The sequence below is a fragment of the Arthrobacter sp. Soc17.1.1.1 genome, assembly GCF_036867195.1.
Classification (GTDB): domain Bacteria; phylum Actinomycetota; class Actinomycetes; order Actinomycetales; family Micrococcaceae; genus Arthrobacter_D.
Map to the genome: position 1 here is coordinate 90434 of NZ_JBAJII010000001.1, position 15146 is coordinate 105579.

17 protein-coding genes are annotated in these 15146 nt (G+C 71.1%); 12 read left to right on the forward strand and 5 right to left on the reverse strand.

What is annotated here, in order from left to right; all coding sequences use genetic code 11:
* The first annotated feature begins 72 nt into the window (after positions 1-72).
* On the forward strand, positions 73-438 hold the full coding sequence (locus tag V6S67_RS00410) for a hypothetical protein (protein ID WP_334208366.1): 366 nt from the start codon (positions 73-75) through the stop codon (positions 436-438).
* A gap of 13 nt (positions 439-451) precedes the next feature.
* Here V6S67_RS00410 and V6S67_RS00415 read toward each other — a convergent pair whose 3' ends face one another.
* Entirely contained in the window at positions 452-1561 is a 1110-nt protein-coding gene (locus V6S67_RS00415) for a diacylglycerol/lipid kinase family protein (RefSeq protein WP_334208367.1), read from the reverse strand.
* A gap of 68 nt (positions 1562-1629) precedes the next feature.
* Here V6S67_RS00415 and serS point away from each other — a divergent pair, with 68 nt between their 5' ends.
* Positions 1630-2910 (forward strand): serine--tRNA ligase, encoded by a 1281-nt coding sequence (gene serS / locus V6S67_RS00420; protein ID WP_334208368.1) that lies wholly within the window; start codon positions 1630-1632, stop codon positions 2908-2910.
* Between the two features lie 44 nt (positions 2911-2954).
* Positions 2955-3794, forward strand: coding sequence for an HAD family hydrolase (locus tag V6S67_RS00425; RefSeq protein ID WP_334208369.1), 840 nt, complete (start codon positions 2955-2957; stop codon positions 3792-3794).
* A gap of 14 nt (positions 3795-3808) precedes the next feature.
* Here the strand turns inward: V6S67_RS00425 and V6S67_RS00430 are convergent, their stop codons facing one another.
* The 4 genes from V6S67_RS00430 to V6S67_RS00445 form a co-directional block, all read right to left on the reverse strand.
* Positions 3809-4129 carry a DMT family transporter gene (locus V6S67_RS00430; protein ID WP_334208370.1) on the reverse strand — a complete coding sequence of 107 codons (321 nt, stop codon included), beginning with the start codon at positions 4127-4129 and terminating at the stop codon, positions 3809-3811.
* On the reverse strand, positions 4126-4503 hold the full coding sequence (locus tag V6S67_RS00435; protein WP_334208371.1) for a DMT family transporter: 378 nt from the start codon (positions 4501-4503) through the stop codon (positions 4126-4128). The genes V6S67_RS00430 and V6S67_RS00435 overlap by 4 nt, the downstream gene beginning before the upstream one ends.
* Positions 4504-4554: 51 nt before the next feature.
* Positions 4555-5184 carry a hypothetical protein gene (locus V6S67_RS00440; RefSeq protein ID WP_334208372.1) on the reverse strand — a complete coding sequence of 210 codons (630 nt, stop codon included), beginning with the start codon at positions 5182-5184 and terminating at the stop codon, positions 4555-4557.
* A 159-nt stretch (positions 5185-5343) separates the two neighbouring features.
* Complete coding sequence (locus V6S67_RS00445) at positions 5344-5910, reverse strand: inorganic diphosphatase (RefSeq protein WP_334208373.1); 567 nt, start codon at positions 5908-5910, stop codon at positions 5344-5346.
* Between the two features lie 169 nt (positions 5911-6079).
* Here V6S67_RS00445 and dacB point away from each other — a divergent pair, with 169 nt between their 5' ends.
* The 9 genes from dacB to folK all read left to right on the forward strand — a co-directional run bounded on the left by dacB (position 6080) and on the right by folK (position 15145).
* A complete protein-coding gene (gene dacB, locus V6S67_RS00450; protein ID WP_334208374.1) occupies positions 6080-7516 on the forward strand; it encodes a D-alanyl-D-alanine carboxypeptidase/D-alanyl-D-alanine endopeptidase in 1437 nt (478 codons plus the stop codon).
* A 72-nt stretch (positions 7517-7588) separates the two neighbouring features.
* A complete protein-coding gene (locus tag V6S67_RS00455) occupies positions 7589-8722 on the forward strand; it encodes a zinc-dependent metalloprotease (protein WP_334208375.1) in 1134 nt (377 codons plus the stop codon).
* Entirely contained in the window at positions 8715-9863 is a 1149-nt protein-coding gene (gene tilS / locus V6S67_RS00460; protein ID WP_442884671.1) for a tRNA lysidine(34) synthetase TilS, read from the forward strand. Before V6S67_RS00455 ends, tilS begins: the two co-directional genes overlap by 8 nt.
* Before the next feature lie 3 nt (positions 9864-9866).
* Positions 9867-10418, forward strand: coding sequence for a hypoxanthine phosphoribosyltransferase (hpt, locus tag V6S67_RS00465; RefSeq protein ID WP_334208376.1), 552 nt, complete (start codon positions 9867-9869; stop codon positions 10416-10418).
* 175 nt (positions 10419-10593) lie between these two features.
* Positions 10594-12651: an ATP-dependent zinc metalloprotease FtsH gene (ftsH, locus tag V6S67_RS00470; protein ID WP_334208377.1), complete on the forward strand. Its 2058-nt coding sequence runs from the start codon at positions 10594-10596 to the stop codon at positions 12649-12651.
* A gap of 59 nt (positions 12652-12710) precedes the next feature.
* Positions 12711-13328 (forward strand): GTP cyclohydrolase I FolE, encoded by a 618-nt coding sequence (gene folE / locus V6S67_RS00475; RefSeq protein WP_334208378.1) that lies wholly within the window; start codon positions 12711-12713, stop codon positions 13326-13328.
* A 10-nt stretch (positions 13329-13338) separates the two neighbouring features.
* A complete protein-coding gene (gene folP / locus V6S67_RS00480) occupies positions 13339-14250 on the forward strand; it encodes a dihydropteroate synthase (RefSeq protein WP_334208379.1) in 912 nt (303 codons plus the stop codon).
* Positions 14247-14654, forward strand: a complete 408-nt coding sequence (folB, locus tag V6S67_RS00485; protein ID WP_334208380.1) for a dihydroneopterin aldolase — start codon at positions 14247-14249, stop codon at positions 14652-14654. The genes folP and folB overlap by 4 nt, the downstream gene beginning before the upstream one ends.
* Complete coding sequence (folK, locus tag V6S67_RS00490; RefSeq protein WP_334208381.1) at positions 14651-15145, forward strand: 2-amino-4-hydroxy-6-hydroxymethyldihydropteridine diphosphokinase; 495 nt, start codon at positions 14651-14653, stop codon at positions 15143-15145. The genes folB and folK overlap by 4 nt, the downstream gene beginning before the upstream one ends.
* Position 15146 lies beyond the last annotated feature (1 nt).

Here is a 15146-nt window from a genome sequence, read left to right on the forward strand (position 1 = left end):
ACCATCCCGTTCGTCAGTACGCTGGCAGCGGGCGCCCCACGAGGAGCGCATCCTTCGACGAAAGGCAGAATCATGACCGAGAAGGCTCATGGAGGACACATCGTCAACCCCGACGAGGGCGACGCCATCCGCAACGAGGGTGACGGCTCGACGTCGGATCCGAACTGGCGCGGCGACCTGGGCGACCAGGGCAACGATGTCCGTTTCGCGGAGGAGCAGTCCCTGATCGAGGAGCAGGCCGGGCGCGCCGACCGCGACACGACCGAGGACGTGGACGCCGCCGAGGAGGGCACCTACACGAGTGCCGAGCCCGCAGGCGATGCCGGCGGGTACACCTCCGCGGAGGACCCGGCGGAGGAGGGCGAGTACACGGACGTGGACAAGCCCCTCGTCGACGAGCCGGAGGGCCAGGGCGGGTACACCGACACGGACCGCTAGGACGGACCGCGCGCTAGGAACGGCGCGGGACGCCCGACCGGACGGCCGGTACCACCGATGGTCCGGGCGCCGACGCCGGCACCCGGACCATCAGTGCGTCCGGATCCACGCGGGCCGTCATCGACGTGATCGATCCGGACGGGTCGCCGTCGAGCTGGGTGGCGATCGGATCCCCCGACCACACGGAGATCTCGCGTGCCCGGTAGTAGGTGATGACGGGGATGCCGCCGCGGTGGCGCAGGAGGATCTTCGCGGCCATCCACGTCCAGCCGAGGAGGCTCCGCGGGCTGAGCACCACCACGTCCAGATAGGCGTCGTCGATCACCGCGTCCGGCACGAAGTCGACGCCTGCCGGCAGCTTCCCGCAGTTCGCCACGAGCAGGCTGCGGACCTTCCGGCTCTGCGGCGGCTGTCCGTCGAGGCTGATCGAGATCCGGCGCCGCCGGCCCGGCAGGTGGCGGACGCCGGCCTCGCTGTAGGCGAGCCACCCGAACCTGTCCTTCAGGTCCTGCTTCGCATCGGTCATCACGCTCGCGTCGAAGCCCACGCCGCCCATCACGAGGAACGGGTGCTCCGAGGAAGCCCCGGTCCGGTCGTTGCGCAGGCTGATCCGCGCCATGTCGATCCGCCGCTCATGATCGTGCAGGGCGATCCGCAGGCACCCGGCGATGTCGTTGTACGGCAGGCCGAGATTCCGTACGAGCAGGTTCCCGGTGCCGAGCGGGAGCAGGCCGAGGGCCGCCGGCCGGTGGGCGAGGGCCTGCGCCACGGCGCGTACCGTCCCGTCACCGCCGGCCGCGAGGACGACGTCGGCCCCGGCCCGGAGCGCCTCCTCGGCCTGGCCGGTCCCCGGGTCCGCGATGGTGGTCTCGAGCACCAGGGGAGCCTCCCACCCCGCCTCGGAGCAGGCCTGCTCCACGAGGGCGCGCGTCGGGCCGGCCTGCAGCTTCGACGGGTTGAGCACGAGTGCCACGCGCTGCGGCCCCGGCTGTACCGGCGCCGGCGGGTGCACGGAGGCGGTGGGCGTGCGGGTCTGCTGCAGCCGCCGGACCGACCAGTAGCTCTGGATGGATGCGACGGCGGCGGAGGCCGCCGCGGTCCCGGCAAGCAGTTTGCGGCGCATGGTCACCCACAATAGCGGCACGGCACCGCCGGGCCGGCGGGCCCGCGGGCTTGGGTAGTCTTGACCGTGTGATCGACGTCAACGACCTCCGCCTCAATCCCGAGCAGTTCCGAGCATCGCAGCGCGCCCGCAGGGCGGACGAGTCGCTCATCGACGCCGTCCTCGCCGCCGACACCCGGCGCCGTGAGGCCGTCACGTCCTACGAGACCCTGCGCGCGGAGCAGAACGCCTTCGGCAAGAAGGTGGCCCAGGCCAAGGGCGAGGAGAAGCAGGCCCTCCTGGCCGAGGTGAAGGAGCTCGCCGCCGCGGTCAAGACGGCCGCGGCCGGCTCGGAGGAGGCCAAGGCCGAGCAGGAGGCCCTGCTGCGCCGGCTGCCGAACCTCGTGCAGGAGGGGGTCCCCGAGGGCGGCGAGGACGACTACGAGGTCGTGAGGACGGTCGGCACCCCCCGGGATTTCGCCGCCGAGGGGTTCGAGCCCCGCGACCACCTCGAGATCGGCGAGCTGATCGGCGCGATCGACATGGAGCGCGGCGCCAAGGTCTCCGGCTCACGCTTCTACTTCCTGAAGGGCGTCGGTGCCCGTCTCGAGCTCGCGCTGCTGCAGATGGCCATGGACCAGGCCATCACGGCCGGGTTCACCCCGATGATCACGCCCACCCTCGTACGCCCCGAGACCATGCAAGGAACCGGCTTCGACATCGCGCACGACGCCGAGATCTACCGGCTCGAGGCGGACGACCTCTACCTCGTGGGCACCTCGGAGGTGGCGCTCGCCGGGTACCACTCGGACGAGATCATCGACCTCTCCGCGGGCCCCGTCCGCTACGCGGGCTGGTCCTCCTGCTACCGCCGCGAAGCCGGCTCGCACGGCAAGGACACCCGCGGCATCATCCGGGTCCACCAGTTCAACAAGGTGGAGATGTTCACGTACACGACCGTCGAGGACGCCGCTGCCGAGCACGAGCGCCTGCTCGCCTGGGAGGAGGAGATGCTCGCGAAGGTCGAGCTGCCCTACCGTGTCATCGACACCGCTGCGGGTGACCTCGGGATGTCCGCCGCGCGGAAGTTCGACTGCGAGGCCTGGGTCCCCACGCAGGGCGACTACCGCGAGCTGACGTCGACGTCGAACTGCACCACCTTCCAGGCCAGGCGCCTGAACATCCGCGAGCGTCCGGAGGGCGAGGGGCAGAAGGGCACCCGCGCCGTCGCGACCCTCAACGGGACGCTCGCGACGACGCGCTGGATCGTCGCGATCCTCGAGCACCACCAGAACCCGGACGGCTCGGTGACCGTCCCGGCCGCGCTGCGTCCGTATCTTAACGGACTGGAAACGTTCCCGGTATTGTGACCGTCACCCTACCGGGGCCTCCGCGGCGTCTGGTTCACTGAGGTATGAGTACCCTGAGCAACCTCGGCAGCGTGGACGACCGGCAGGAGAACCGCAAGCACCACCTGGTCGCCCTCGACGTCGACGGCACCCTCGTGGACCACGAGGGCTCCATGACCGAGGAGGTCCGCGACTCGGTGCGGGCCGTCGTCGAGGCCGGGCACGACGTCATCATCGCCACGGGCCGCTCCCTCGGCGCCACCCTCCCGGTCATCGGGCTCCTCGGCATCACCCGGGGCCACGCGGTGTGCTCCAACGGCGGAGTCACGCTGCGGATCGACACGACGCTGCCCGAGGGCTTCGAGATCCTCGAGCGCGTCACCTTCGACCCGAAGCCCGCCCTCATGGCCCTGCGCGAACGCCTCCCGTCCGCGAAGTACGCGCTCGAGGACGATCGCGGCCGCTTCCTGTCCACGGAGAGCTTCCAGGACGCGAGCTTCGGCTCCGAGGCGCAGAGCGTGGACTTCGAGGAGATGCTCGAGAGCCGCGCCGTGCGCGTCGTCGTCTTCAGCACCGACAGCTCGGCGGAGGAGTTCGGACACGCCGTGGCATCGATCGGGCTGCACGGCGTGACCTATTCGGTGGGCTGGACCGCCTGGCTGGACATCGCCGCCTCCGGCGTCACGAAGGCCACCGCGCTGGAAGCCCTCCGGCAACGCCTCGGGACGGACCGGGAGCTCACGGTCGCGGTCGGCGACGGCCGCAACGACATCGAGATGCTCCAGTGGGCCGGCCGCGGCGTCGCCATGGGGCAGGCTCCCGAGGAGGTCCGCGCCGTCGCGTCCGAGGTCACGGGCAGCGTGCTCGACGACGGCGCCGCGAAGGTCCTGCGCTCACTCGTCTGACGCTGCCGGCGGCACTAGTAGCCGGCACCGAGTTCGATGAGCAGGACGCCCGCCATGATCAGGCCCAGGCCGAGGACCATCACGCGCGTGAGCGGCTCGCCGAACAGCACGCGCCCGGCCACGGCGGTGAGGGCCACTCCTGCGGCCGCCCAGATGCCGTACGCCACCCCGAGGCCCATGCCCTCCCTGAGCGCGAGGGTCAGGAACGTGAAGGCCAGCAGGTAACCGGCCACCACGGGCGCGTACCAGGCCTTCCGCCCCTCGGAGGCGACCCGCAGGCTGAGGGTGGCGGCCACCTCGGTGAGGATGGCTCCGATCAGGAAGAGCCACATCATGCGCCATCACCTCCCGGGGCCGCGGGAGTCGACGGAGCTGCGGCAGCCGCCGGGGCCGCCGGGTGTGACCCGAGTTCCACGCACAGGACCCCGGCGATCACCAGGGCGATGCCCGCGAGCATGATCGGTGTGAGGGCCTCACCGAACAGCGCCGCGGAGAGCAGTGCCGTGGCCGCGACGCCCATGGCAGCCCAGACGCCGTAGGCCACGCCCAGCGCCATCCCGCGTCGGAGCACCGCCGCGAGCAGGGCGAAGGCCGCGACGTATCCGAGCACGACCACGACGAAGAACACGGGCTGCTCGAGGGCCGCCTTCAGGGACAGGGACGCCGTCACCTCGCTCACGATCGCCCCGGCCAGCAGGATCCATCCCATGGCGTCCGTCCTCCGTGTGGCCTTCGGGCCGGTCGGTGGTGTGGTTTTCATTCAGTACGCGAGGCTCGCGGTGGGGAGCGACGCCGGTCCGTGCGTGAGATCCAGCAGGCGGGCGGCGGCCGGCCGTGTGGCCCACTCCTCCAGCCAGTGCGACCGCACGACGGCGCGGCTCACGGCCTGCGTGGTGATGCCCAGTTCCTGCGCGACGTACCTCTGCTGTCCACGCGCGCCGGGGGTCATGAGATCGAGCACCGCCCATTCGGCGTCGGTGCGCGTGGAGACGATCTGCCCCAGCAGGCGGAGGACGGCCTCCGCCTCGGCGGCGATCTCGCCGTCCGGCCCCTCGACCGCCAGGGGGATCCGCTCGCCGGTCCTCCGTGCCCTGTCGACGGCCCGTCGGGCGTAGACCAGTCCGTAGCCCTCGGCGTCGACGATCCGCTCGGGGACCGGGGGAGTGAGGCCACCGACGCCGATGCCCACGTGCCAGCGCCGGTGCCGGACGGCCCGCAGGGCGGCGTCGACCGCCGTCGTGGCCGAGTCCACCACGCCCTGCACCTCGTCGCCCACCGAACGCTGGAACGGGACCACGGCGGGCAGGTAGCGCAGCGCCCGCAGCAGCTCACCCGTGAGATCGCCCACCTCGCGCGAGTCACGCTGGTTGATGGTCAGGACATAGTGCATGGGTCAAGTATCGTCGCGGATCCCGTGGATCGATCGATGCACGGTGGTTCAGCGTGCCCCGTCGGAGCCGGACGAGGCGGGACGCACAGGAGCCCCCGCAGGTGCCGGGACCTGCGGGGGCTCCTGTTCCGGTGCGCCCGATGTTCTCCGGGTCCGGTACTAGCGGCCCTCGGGTGTCTGGGTCGCGTTGTCGGCCTCGACCTCGACGGACCGGCCCTGCGGCTCGTCCTGCGCGCTGCCTTCACCGATGGCCTGGAAGCGCTTGAGGGACGCCTCGACCTCGGCCTCGGCCTCTTCCCGGCCGGCCCAGTCGGCGGCCTCCACCCACTTGCCCGGTTCCAGGTCCTTGTACTTGGTGAAGAAGTGCTTGATCTCGTCCAGCAGGAAGTCGGAGACGTCCGACAGCTCCCTGATGTGCTCGAATCGGGCATCCACCGGTACGCAGAGGACCTTCGCGTCGCCCCCGCCGTCGTCGGTCATGTTGAACACGCCGATGGGGCGGGACTCCACCAGGACGCCCGGGATCAGGTCGAAGTCCTGGAGCAGCACCAGCGCGTCCAGCGGGTCGCCGTCCTCGCCGAGGGTGTTCTCGAAGTAGCCGTAGTGGGTGGGGTACTGCATCGACGTGAACAGCACCCGGTCCAGGCGGAGCCGGTGGGTGTCGTGGTCGATCTCGTACTTGACGCGCGAGCCCTTCGGGATCTCGATGGTGACGTCGAGCTTCATGGCAACTCCTGGGGTAGGTCGGGGGTGACAGGGGCCGCGCCCTTTCGGAGAAGGGGCTCCGCGCCGGTCTACTGTTAATCGTCAGCCCTAACATATCGGTCGGCCACCGGTACCCGGACATTTTCCCGAGGTTTCGGTGCTGCCCGCGAACGCCCGAGAAAGGACACCTGTGCGCCCGCTCCGCCTGCTGACGGGTCTCCTCCTCGTCCTGGCCATGGTGGCGCTCGCGGTACCCCTGGCCACACACCTCGTACCGGGGGTGCTCGCCGTCGTCGATCCGCCCCCTCCGGTCGAGCCTCCCGTCACGCCCGCGCTGCAGATCCCGCCCACCGCGGTGGCCGTGCCCGATGTCGTCCCTCCCCTGCCGCCGACGGCGCCCGCACCGGATCCCTCGGTGCTCGGTGCGCAGCTCGACGCCGCCCTGCAGCTGGCGGGCCCGGGAAGCTTCGCCGGGACCGTCGTCGACTCCTCCACCGGCACCGTCCTCTACGCGCGCGACGCCGGGCGCGTGCAGCCTCCGGCCTCCAACATCAAACTGTTCACCGCCGTCGCCGCCCTGGCGTCCGGGCAGCCGGGAAGGACGCTGACGACGTCGGTGCTCGCCTCGGACACCAGGGCCGGCGCCCTCTACCTCCACGGCGGCGGGGACGTCCTCCTCGGTTCCGGTGCCTCCGATCCGGGGTCCGTCGTCGGCCGTGCCGGCCTCGGCACCCTCGCCGCGGATGCCGCCGCCGCCCTGCCCGAGGGCTCCGGACCGTACTCCGTCCAGCTCGACGATTCCCTGTTCGAGGGCGCCACCCTGAATCCCACCTGGGCAGCGGGCGACATCGAGGCCGGGGAGATCGCCCCGCTGCACGCGCTCGCCGTCAACTCGGCCTGGCTCGAGGAGGGACGCTCCGGCGGGCCGCGCTCGCAGGACGCCGCGCTCGACGCCGCCCGCAGCTTCACGGCGGCACTCGTCGGAGCGGCCGCGGAGCGTGGCATCGAGGTCCACCCCGAGGTACAGCGGTCCACGGCCCCGGAGGACGCCGAGACGATCGCGGCCGTCGAGTCGGCGCCGCTCGAGGACCAGGTGCGCCGCATGCTGGAGATCTCCGACAACTACCTGGCCGAGGCACTGGCGCGGATCGCAGCCCTCGACAGCGGACGCCCGGCGTCCTTCGGGGGAGCCACCGAAACCCTCACCGCCGCGGCCGCCAGGCTGGGCGTCCCCCAGGAGGGGCTCCTGGTCGGGGACGCGGCGGGGCTGTCCGTGCGCAACGCCGTCTCGCCGGAGCAGCTCGCGGTGCTGCTCCGCGGCACCACCACGTCCGACGAGCAGGGGTTCGCCGCCGTCGCGGAGTCCCTGCCCATCGCCGGTGCGACAGGCACCCTGGCGACGCGCTTCACCGCCGACGACGGTCCGGCCCGGCCCGGCGCGGGAGTGGTGCGTGCGAAGACCGGGACGCTGAACGCCGTCACCGGACTCTCCGGGCACGTGGTCACCGCCGACGGCCGCCTGCTCGTGTTCTCCTTCCTCGCCCTGGGCCTCGAGGGCAACACCGTCGAGGCACGCGGCGCGGCGGACGGCGCGGCCGCGGTCCTCGCAGGATGCGGCTGCCGCTAGCCGGTCCCCCCGTGCCGCGTGCGGGGTCCGCACCTGGGAGCCTCCGTCAGCGGGATGTGATCGAATAGGCGCATGTCCAGGAACGAGTCCGCAACACCCCGCCCGCAGCTGGTCAACTGGGACGTCGCGGCCTCGACCGCCGCGTCCCTGACTCCCGCCGGACCCACCATGAAACCGGCCGACATCGCCCGCGCCGTGCAGAACATGCGCGAGCTCGCCGACGCCTCCGTGGGCCACGTCCACGCCATCTCCCGGCTCGACGCCGCACGCGACCTCCGCGACTCCGAACTGCTGATCGTCGACCGCGCGTCCTGGTCGAAGGCCAACTCGCAGAGCTTCCGCACCCTCATGGAACCCGCGCTGGACCAGCTCGCGTCGTCGCGCCCCGAAGCCCTGAAGTCTGCGTCCCTGGTACTCGGCGGAGCCGTCACCGGCGCCCAGCTCGGTGCCATCCTCGCGTTCCTCTCCAGCAAGGTGCTGGGCCAGTACGATCCGTTCGTGCCCTCCCGCAACGGGCAGGGCGGCCGGCTGATGCTGGTGGCGCCTAACATCATCTCGGTCGAACGGGAACTCAACGTCGATCCGTCCGACTTCCGGCTGTGGGTCTGCCTCCACGAGCAGACGCACCGCGTGCAGTTCGCCGCCGCTCCCTGGCTGAAGGACCACATGACCGGCCACATCGGGGAGCTGACCTCGGGACTCATCGACAAGGCCGATTCGCTCTCCGACCGCCTCGGCGCGGCCGTGAAGAACATCGCCGCGGGCAGGGCACGCGCACGCGGCGAGGCTACGACGCCGGACGTCCCCCCGCAGGAGATGGGCGTGCTGTCGATCCTCCAGGACCCGGACGACAAGGCCCGCCTGTCCCACCTGACCGCTGTCATGAGCCTCCTCGAGGGACACGCGAACGTGGTGATGGACGGCGTGGACGGGAGCATCGTGCCGTCGGTCAAGACCATCCGCCGCCGCTTCAACGCCCGCGGCAAGTCCCGCGGCCCGCTCGAGAAGGTCATCCGGCAGCTCATGGGCCTCGACGCGAAGATGCGCCAGTACAGCGACGGCTCCAAGTTCGTACGGAGGGTTGTCAGCCAGACCGGCATGGAGGGCTTCAACGCCGTCTGGGAAGCGGCGTCGCACCTGCCCACCGAGCGCGAGATCCACGCACCCGACGAATGGATCGACAGGATGAGCCTGCGCCGTGGCTAGGCGCCCCCGCCTGCTCCCGGCCGTCGGCACGGCCCGCAACCTGGTGACGGCCGCCCTCGAAGGGATCCTCGCGGAGCCGGCACCCCGACGGGGCCCCGGAGCGCCGGGGGAGGAGGCAACGGGCCCCGCGCCCGTGCGGGACCTGCCCCTCGTCCTCGTCGCCTGCAGCGGAGGGCCCGACTCGCTGGCGCTCGCCGCCGTGGCCGCGCACCTCGCACACATCGGACGCTGCCGGGTCGGCGCCGTCGTCGTCGACCACGGACTCCAGCCGGACAGTGCCGCGACGGCGGAGCAGGCCGCCGCGGCCGCACGGTGCCTCGGCCTCGATCCCGTGGAGGTGCACCGGGTCACCGTGGACGGTGGACGCACGGGCCCGGAGGCCGCTGCGCGGAGCGTCCGCTACGCAGCACTCGACGCCGCGGCGGCGCGCCTCGGGGCCGCCGCCGTCCTGCTCGGGCACACGCTCGACGACCAGGCGGAGCAGGTGCTGCTGGGCCTCGCCCGCGGCTCCGGCACCCGGTCCCTCGCAGGGATGCCCGCCCGCCGCGGCCTCTATCTCCGCCCGCTCCTCGAACTCCGCCGCGCCGACACCGAGGCCATCTGCGCCTTCTACGGCCTCGATCCCTGGCACGACCCCACCAATCTCGACCCCGCCTTCGCCCGCTCCCGCGTGCGCGGCGAGGTGCTGCCGTTCCTCGAGGACCGGCTCGGGCCGGGGATCGCCCAGGCACTCGCGCGGACCGCCCGCATCCTCGGACAGGACGCCGACCACCTCGAGCAGCTGAGCGCCGAGGCGTACGCCGCGCTGCGGATCCCGGGCGACGACGGCGCCGTGCTCCTGCCCGAGGACGGCCTGCGGGGACTGCCCGCCGCCCTGCGGCAGCGTGTCCTCGCGCTCGCCGCCCTCGAGCTCGGCGCGTTCCAGCCGAGCTTCGAGCGCCTGCGCGCCGCGGAGGCGCTGCTGGAGCGCCAGGGGTCCGCCGGGCCGGTGCAGCTGGGCGGGAAGGTGAGCGTCCACCGCCAGGTGCGGGGGCGTGCTGTTCTCCGGGGGCAAGCAAGCTATGGCAATCTTGTCCTTACTAGCAATGGCAGCAACGACGGCCCCGGTGTGATGCACTCGCGCCGTGAACCCCAGGAGTAATCGGTGGATTCCAACGACGTCCGGTCAGATCTCAAGCACGTCCTCTACACCAAGGAGGAGATCCAGCAGCGGATCAACGAGCTGGCACAGCAGATCGATGCCGACTACCAGGGCCGGGACATCCTCCTCGTGGGTGTCCTGAAGGGCGCGGTGATGGTCATGGCGGACCTCGCCCGCGCGCTGCACTCCCACATCACGATGGACTGGATGGCCGTATCGTCCTACGGGTCGGGCACGCAGTCCTCCGGCGTGGTGAGGATCCTCAAGGACCTCGAGACGGACCTCATGGGCAAGCACGTCCTGATCGCCGAGGACATCATCGACTCCGGTCTCACGCTGTCCTGGCTCAAGGCGAACCTCCTGTCCAGGGGCCCGGCCTCCGTCGAGATCTGCACGCTCCTGCGCAAGCCGGACGCCGCGAAGGTGGACATCGACGTCAAGTACGTGGGCTACGACATCCCCAACGAGTTCGTCGTCGGCTACGGTCTCGACTTCGCGGAGAAGTACCGCAACCTCGATTTCATCGGCACCCTGGCGCCGCACGTCTACGAATAGGACGTCCCCGCTGCCTGCGGGCAGTACGCCAAGAGGGAACTATCGGCCCGATCCACGCGTGGTGAATCTGGGACGGTGTATATGTTGAGGTGCTCATCCAGCACCCGCACGGCAATGCGCCGGCACACTTTTACTTGCATCAGCAGGAGGGACAGGGCTTGCTGCCCTGAGACGAATGACATTCAAGAACATCTTCAAGGGGCCCATCTTCTGGATCGTCCTGGCGGTCGTGGCGCTCCTGCTGATCCTCCCGAGCCTCTTCGGGACCGGTAGCTCCCGCGTCGACACCAACGTCGGCCTCCAGCTCCTCGAAGATGACCAGGTCTCGCAGGCCAAGATCTACGACGGCGAGCAGCGCGTCGACCTCACCCTGCGCGAGGACTACGAGGACAAGGGCAGGAGCGTCCAGTTCTTCTACAGCTCCGCGCGCGCCGAGGGCGTCGTCGACGCCATCGACGCCTCGGACACGGACGGCTTCACCGACCAGCCGGCCGAGAGCAACTGGCTGCTGAGCCTCGCCGGGCTGATCTTCCCGATCCTGATCCTCGGCGTCATCTTCTGGTTCCTCCTCAGCCGCATGCAGGGCGGCGGCTCCAAGGTCATGCAGTTCGGCAAGTCCAAGGCCAAGCTCATCTCCAAGGACATGCCCCAGGTGACCTTCAACGACGTCGCCGGTGCCGACGAGGCCGTGGAGGAGCTCCTGGAGATCAAGGAGTTCCTGCAGGAACCCGCGAAGTTCCAGGCCCTCGGCGCCAAGATCCCCAAGGGCGTGCTCCTCTACGGACCTCCCGGGACCGGCAAGACCCTCCTCGCGCGCGCCGTCGCCGGCGAGGCCGGCGTCCCCTTCTACTCCATCTCGGGCTCCGACTTCGTCGAGATGTTCGTCGGCGTCGGCGCGTCCCGCGTCCGCGACCTCTTCGAGCAGGCCAAGAACAACTCGCCCGCCATCATCTTCGTGGACGAGATCGACGCCGTGGGACGCCACCGCGGCGCCGGCGTGGGCGGCGGCAACGATGAGCGCGAGCAGACCCTCAACCAGCTCCTCGTCGAGATGGACGGCTTCGACGCCACCACCAACGTGATCCTCATCGCGGCCACGAACCGTCCCGACGTCCTCGACCCGGCGCTCCTGCGCCCGGGCCGCTTCGACCGGCAGATCGGCGTCGAGGCACCGGACATGCGGGGCCGCGAACACATCCTCAGCGTGCACGCCAAGGGCAAGCCGATGGCGTCCGGCGTGGACCTCAAGGGTGTCGCGAAGAAGACGCCGGGCTTCACCGGCGCGGACCTCGCGAACGTCCTCAACGAGGCCGCGTTGCTCACCGCCCGCTCCAACGCCCAGCTGATCGACGACCGCGCCCTCGACGAGGCGATCGACCGCGTGATCGCCGGCCCGCAGAAGCGCAGCCGCGTGATGAAGGAACTCGAGCGGAAGATCACCGCCTACCACGAGGGCGGCCACGCCCTGGTGGCGGCGGCGCTGCGCAACACGGACCCGGTGACCAAGGTGACCATCCTGCCGCGCGGACGCGCCCTCGGCTACACCATGGTCATGCCGAGCGACGACAAGTACTCGGTGACGAGGAACGAGCTGCTCGACCAGCTCGCCTACGCCATGGGCGGCAGGGTGGCCGAGGAGATCGTCTTCCACGACCCGTCCACGGGTGCCTCGAACGACATCGAGAAGGCCACCGGGACAGCCCGCAAGATGGTCACCCAGTACGGCATGAGCGAGCGCATCGGCGCCGTGAAGCTCGGGCAGGGCGCCGGCGAGCCGTTCCTCGGCCGTGACATGGGCAGCGACCGCGACTACTCGGACCAGATCGCCCTCGTGGTGGACGAGGAGGTGCGCCGCCTCATCGACAACGCGCACGACGAGGCGTACCAGATCCTCACGGAGAACCGTGATGTGCTCGACCGCATCGCCCTCGAACTGCTCGAGCGCGAGACGCTCAACCAGGCCGAGATCGCCGAGGTCTTCTCCACCGTCCGCCAGCGGGAGCTGCGCGAGGTGTGGCTGTCCAAGCAGACCCGCCCCGTGCATTCCCTGCCGCCCGTCACCTCCGCCAAGGAGCGTGCGGAGGCCCTCGAGAGCGGTCGTCCCGCCCCCGAGTCCGTGGCACCGCAGGACCAGATCGCCGACGCGAACATGCCGGGCGACTTCGACGTCAAGGACTCCGAACTCCCCTCGCCCGCCTCGAACGAGGGCTCCCGGGAGACCCGGGACAGCTAGACAGCACGACGCCGCCGGCCAGAGGGCCGCGGAGGTGCCGACGAAGGGGGAGATGACCCGTGACAGATTTCGACGACGAGGTGGTGGATGCCGCCCTGGTCGCCACCGGATCACCCGTCGACCAGCTCCGCATCCAGCGGGCGGTCCGGGAGATCCTGGCGGCGATCGGCGAGGACCCCGACCGGGACGGCCTGCTCGAGACTCCGAAGCGGGTCGCGAAGGCGTACGCGGAGATGTTCGCCGGCCTCCACCAGGATGCCGCGGACGTCCTGTCGACCTCCTTCGACCTGGACCACCAGGAGCTCGTGCTCGTGAAGGACATCCCGTTCTACTCGACCTGCGAGCACCATCTCGTGCCCTTCCACGGGACGGCGCACATCGGCTACATCCCCTCGGTGGACGGCCGCGTCACGGGCCTGAGCAAGCTGGCGCGGCTCGTGGAGGTCTACGCCCGCCGGCCGCAGATCCAGGAACGGCTGACGACGCAGATCGTCGATGCGATGATGGAACACCTGAAGCCCAAGGGCGCGATCGTCGTCATCGAGTGCGAGCACATGTGCATGTCGATGCGCGGGGTGCGGAAGCCCGGCGCGAAGACCGTCACGTCCGCCGTCCGCGGCCAGATCCGCGAGACGGCGACGCGCGCCGAGGCCATGAGCCTCATACTCGGAAGGTAGGACCACCCTGATGGATTCTCTCGCAGCAGCGCCCGGGACGGGACCGGCCACCTCGCCGCTCCCGGTCATCCGGCCGGTCCGCAGGGCCAGGACGGTGAGCGACCTGCCCGCGGACCGCACCGTGGTCATGGGGATCCTCAACGTCACGCCCGACTCCTTCAGCGACGGCGGCAGGTACGCCGGCACGGACGACGCGATCAGCCACGGCCTGCGGATGCACTACGGCGGCGCGGACATCATCGACGTCGGCGGCGAGTCCACGCGCCCCAACGCCCGCAAGGTACCGGTCGAGGAGGAACTGGCCCGGGTGCTGCCCGTCGTCGCGGCGCTCGTCAAGGCAGGCGCCCTCGTCAGCATCGACACCATGCACGCCGAGACGGCACGGCAGGCCCTCGACGCCGGCGCCGCCATCATCAACGACATCTCCGGCGCCGAACTCGACCCGGCGATGCCCGCCCTCGTCGCCGAGCGCGGCGTCCCGTACGTCCTGACCCACCGCCGGGGTACCGCGGCCACGATGGACGGCCTGGCGCAGTACGACGACGTCGTCGCGGAGGTGGCCGCCGAGCTCACCGTGCTGCGCGACCGCCTCGTCGACGCCGGTGTCGCTCCGGAGCGCATCATCCTGGATCCGGGACTGGGCTTCGCCAAGACCGACGAGCACAACTGGGCCCTCCTCCGCCACCTGGACACCTTCACCGGCATGGGGCACCGCGTGCTGGTCGGCGCGTCCCGCAAGCGCTTCCTGGGGACCCTGCTCACCTCCGCCGGGAAGGCCGCCACCCCGGACGAGCGCGGGCACGCCTCGCTCGCCGTCGCCACCCTCGCGGCCGCCGCCGGCGCGTGGGGCGTGCGCGTCCACGAACCGGCCGCGACGCTCGACGCGGTCAAGGTCGCCGCCGCCGCCGGTCCGCGCCCGTGACGGTCCAGGCCGCCCCCGGCCGGCCCGGCTCGCCCTCCGGGGACCTCGACACCGTGGTGCTGAAGGGCATCACCGCCACAGGCCACCACGGCGTCTTCGACCACGAGCGCCGCGACGGCCAGCCCTTCGTCGTCGACGTCGTCCTCTACCTGGACCTCCAGCCCGCCGGGACGAGCGACGACCTCACCCGGACCGCCCACTACGGCGAGGTCGCCGGGCTCGTGCACGGGATCATCGAGGGCGAGCCGTTCGACCTCATCGAGGCCCTCGCGGAGACCATCGCGGCGTCCGTCCTCCGGTCCTTCCCGATCACGGCCCTCGACGTCACGGTCCACAAGCCGCAGGCGCCCATCGAGGTGCCGTTCGGCGACGTGGCCGTCACCCTGCGCAGGAGCCGGGCATGAGCGGCACCGTGCGGTCCGTGCTCGCCCTCGGCAGCAACCTGGGTGCCAGCAGCGACACGCTGGTCCGCGCGGTCGCGGACCTCGTGGAATCGGACCGCGTGCGCCTGCACGCCGTCTCGCCCGTGGTGCGCACCAGGCCCGTGGGCGGACCCGAGCAGCCCGACTACCTGAACATGGTGATCGAGGTGGAGACGGACCTCGGCCCGTACGAGCTCCTCGAGCACTGCCAGGCCGTGGAGGAGCAGCACCACCGCACGCGCACGGTGCGGTGGGGTCCGCGGACCCTCGACATCGACATCATCACCTACGGGTCCTGGACCTCGGACGACGAGACCCTGACCGTCCCGCACCCACGTGCGGCGTCGCGCGCGTTCGTCCTGCAGCCCTGGGCGTGGATGGACTCCGGGGCCGTGCTGGACGGCCGGCCGGTGGCGGAACTCGCTGCGGAAGCCGAGGACCTTGCGGGCCTGGTGCCCTTCGAGGGAGTCTAGG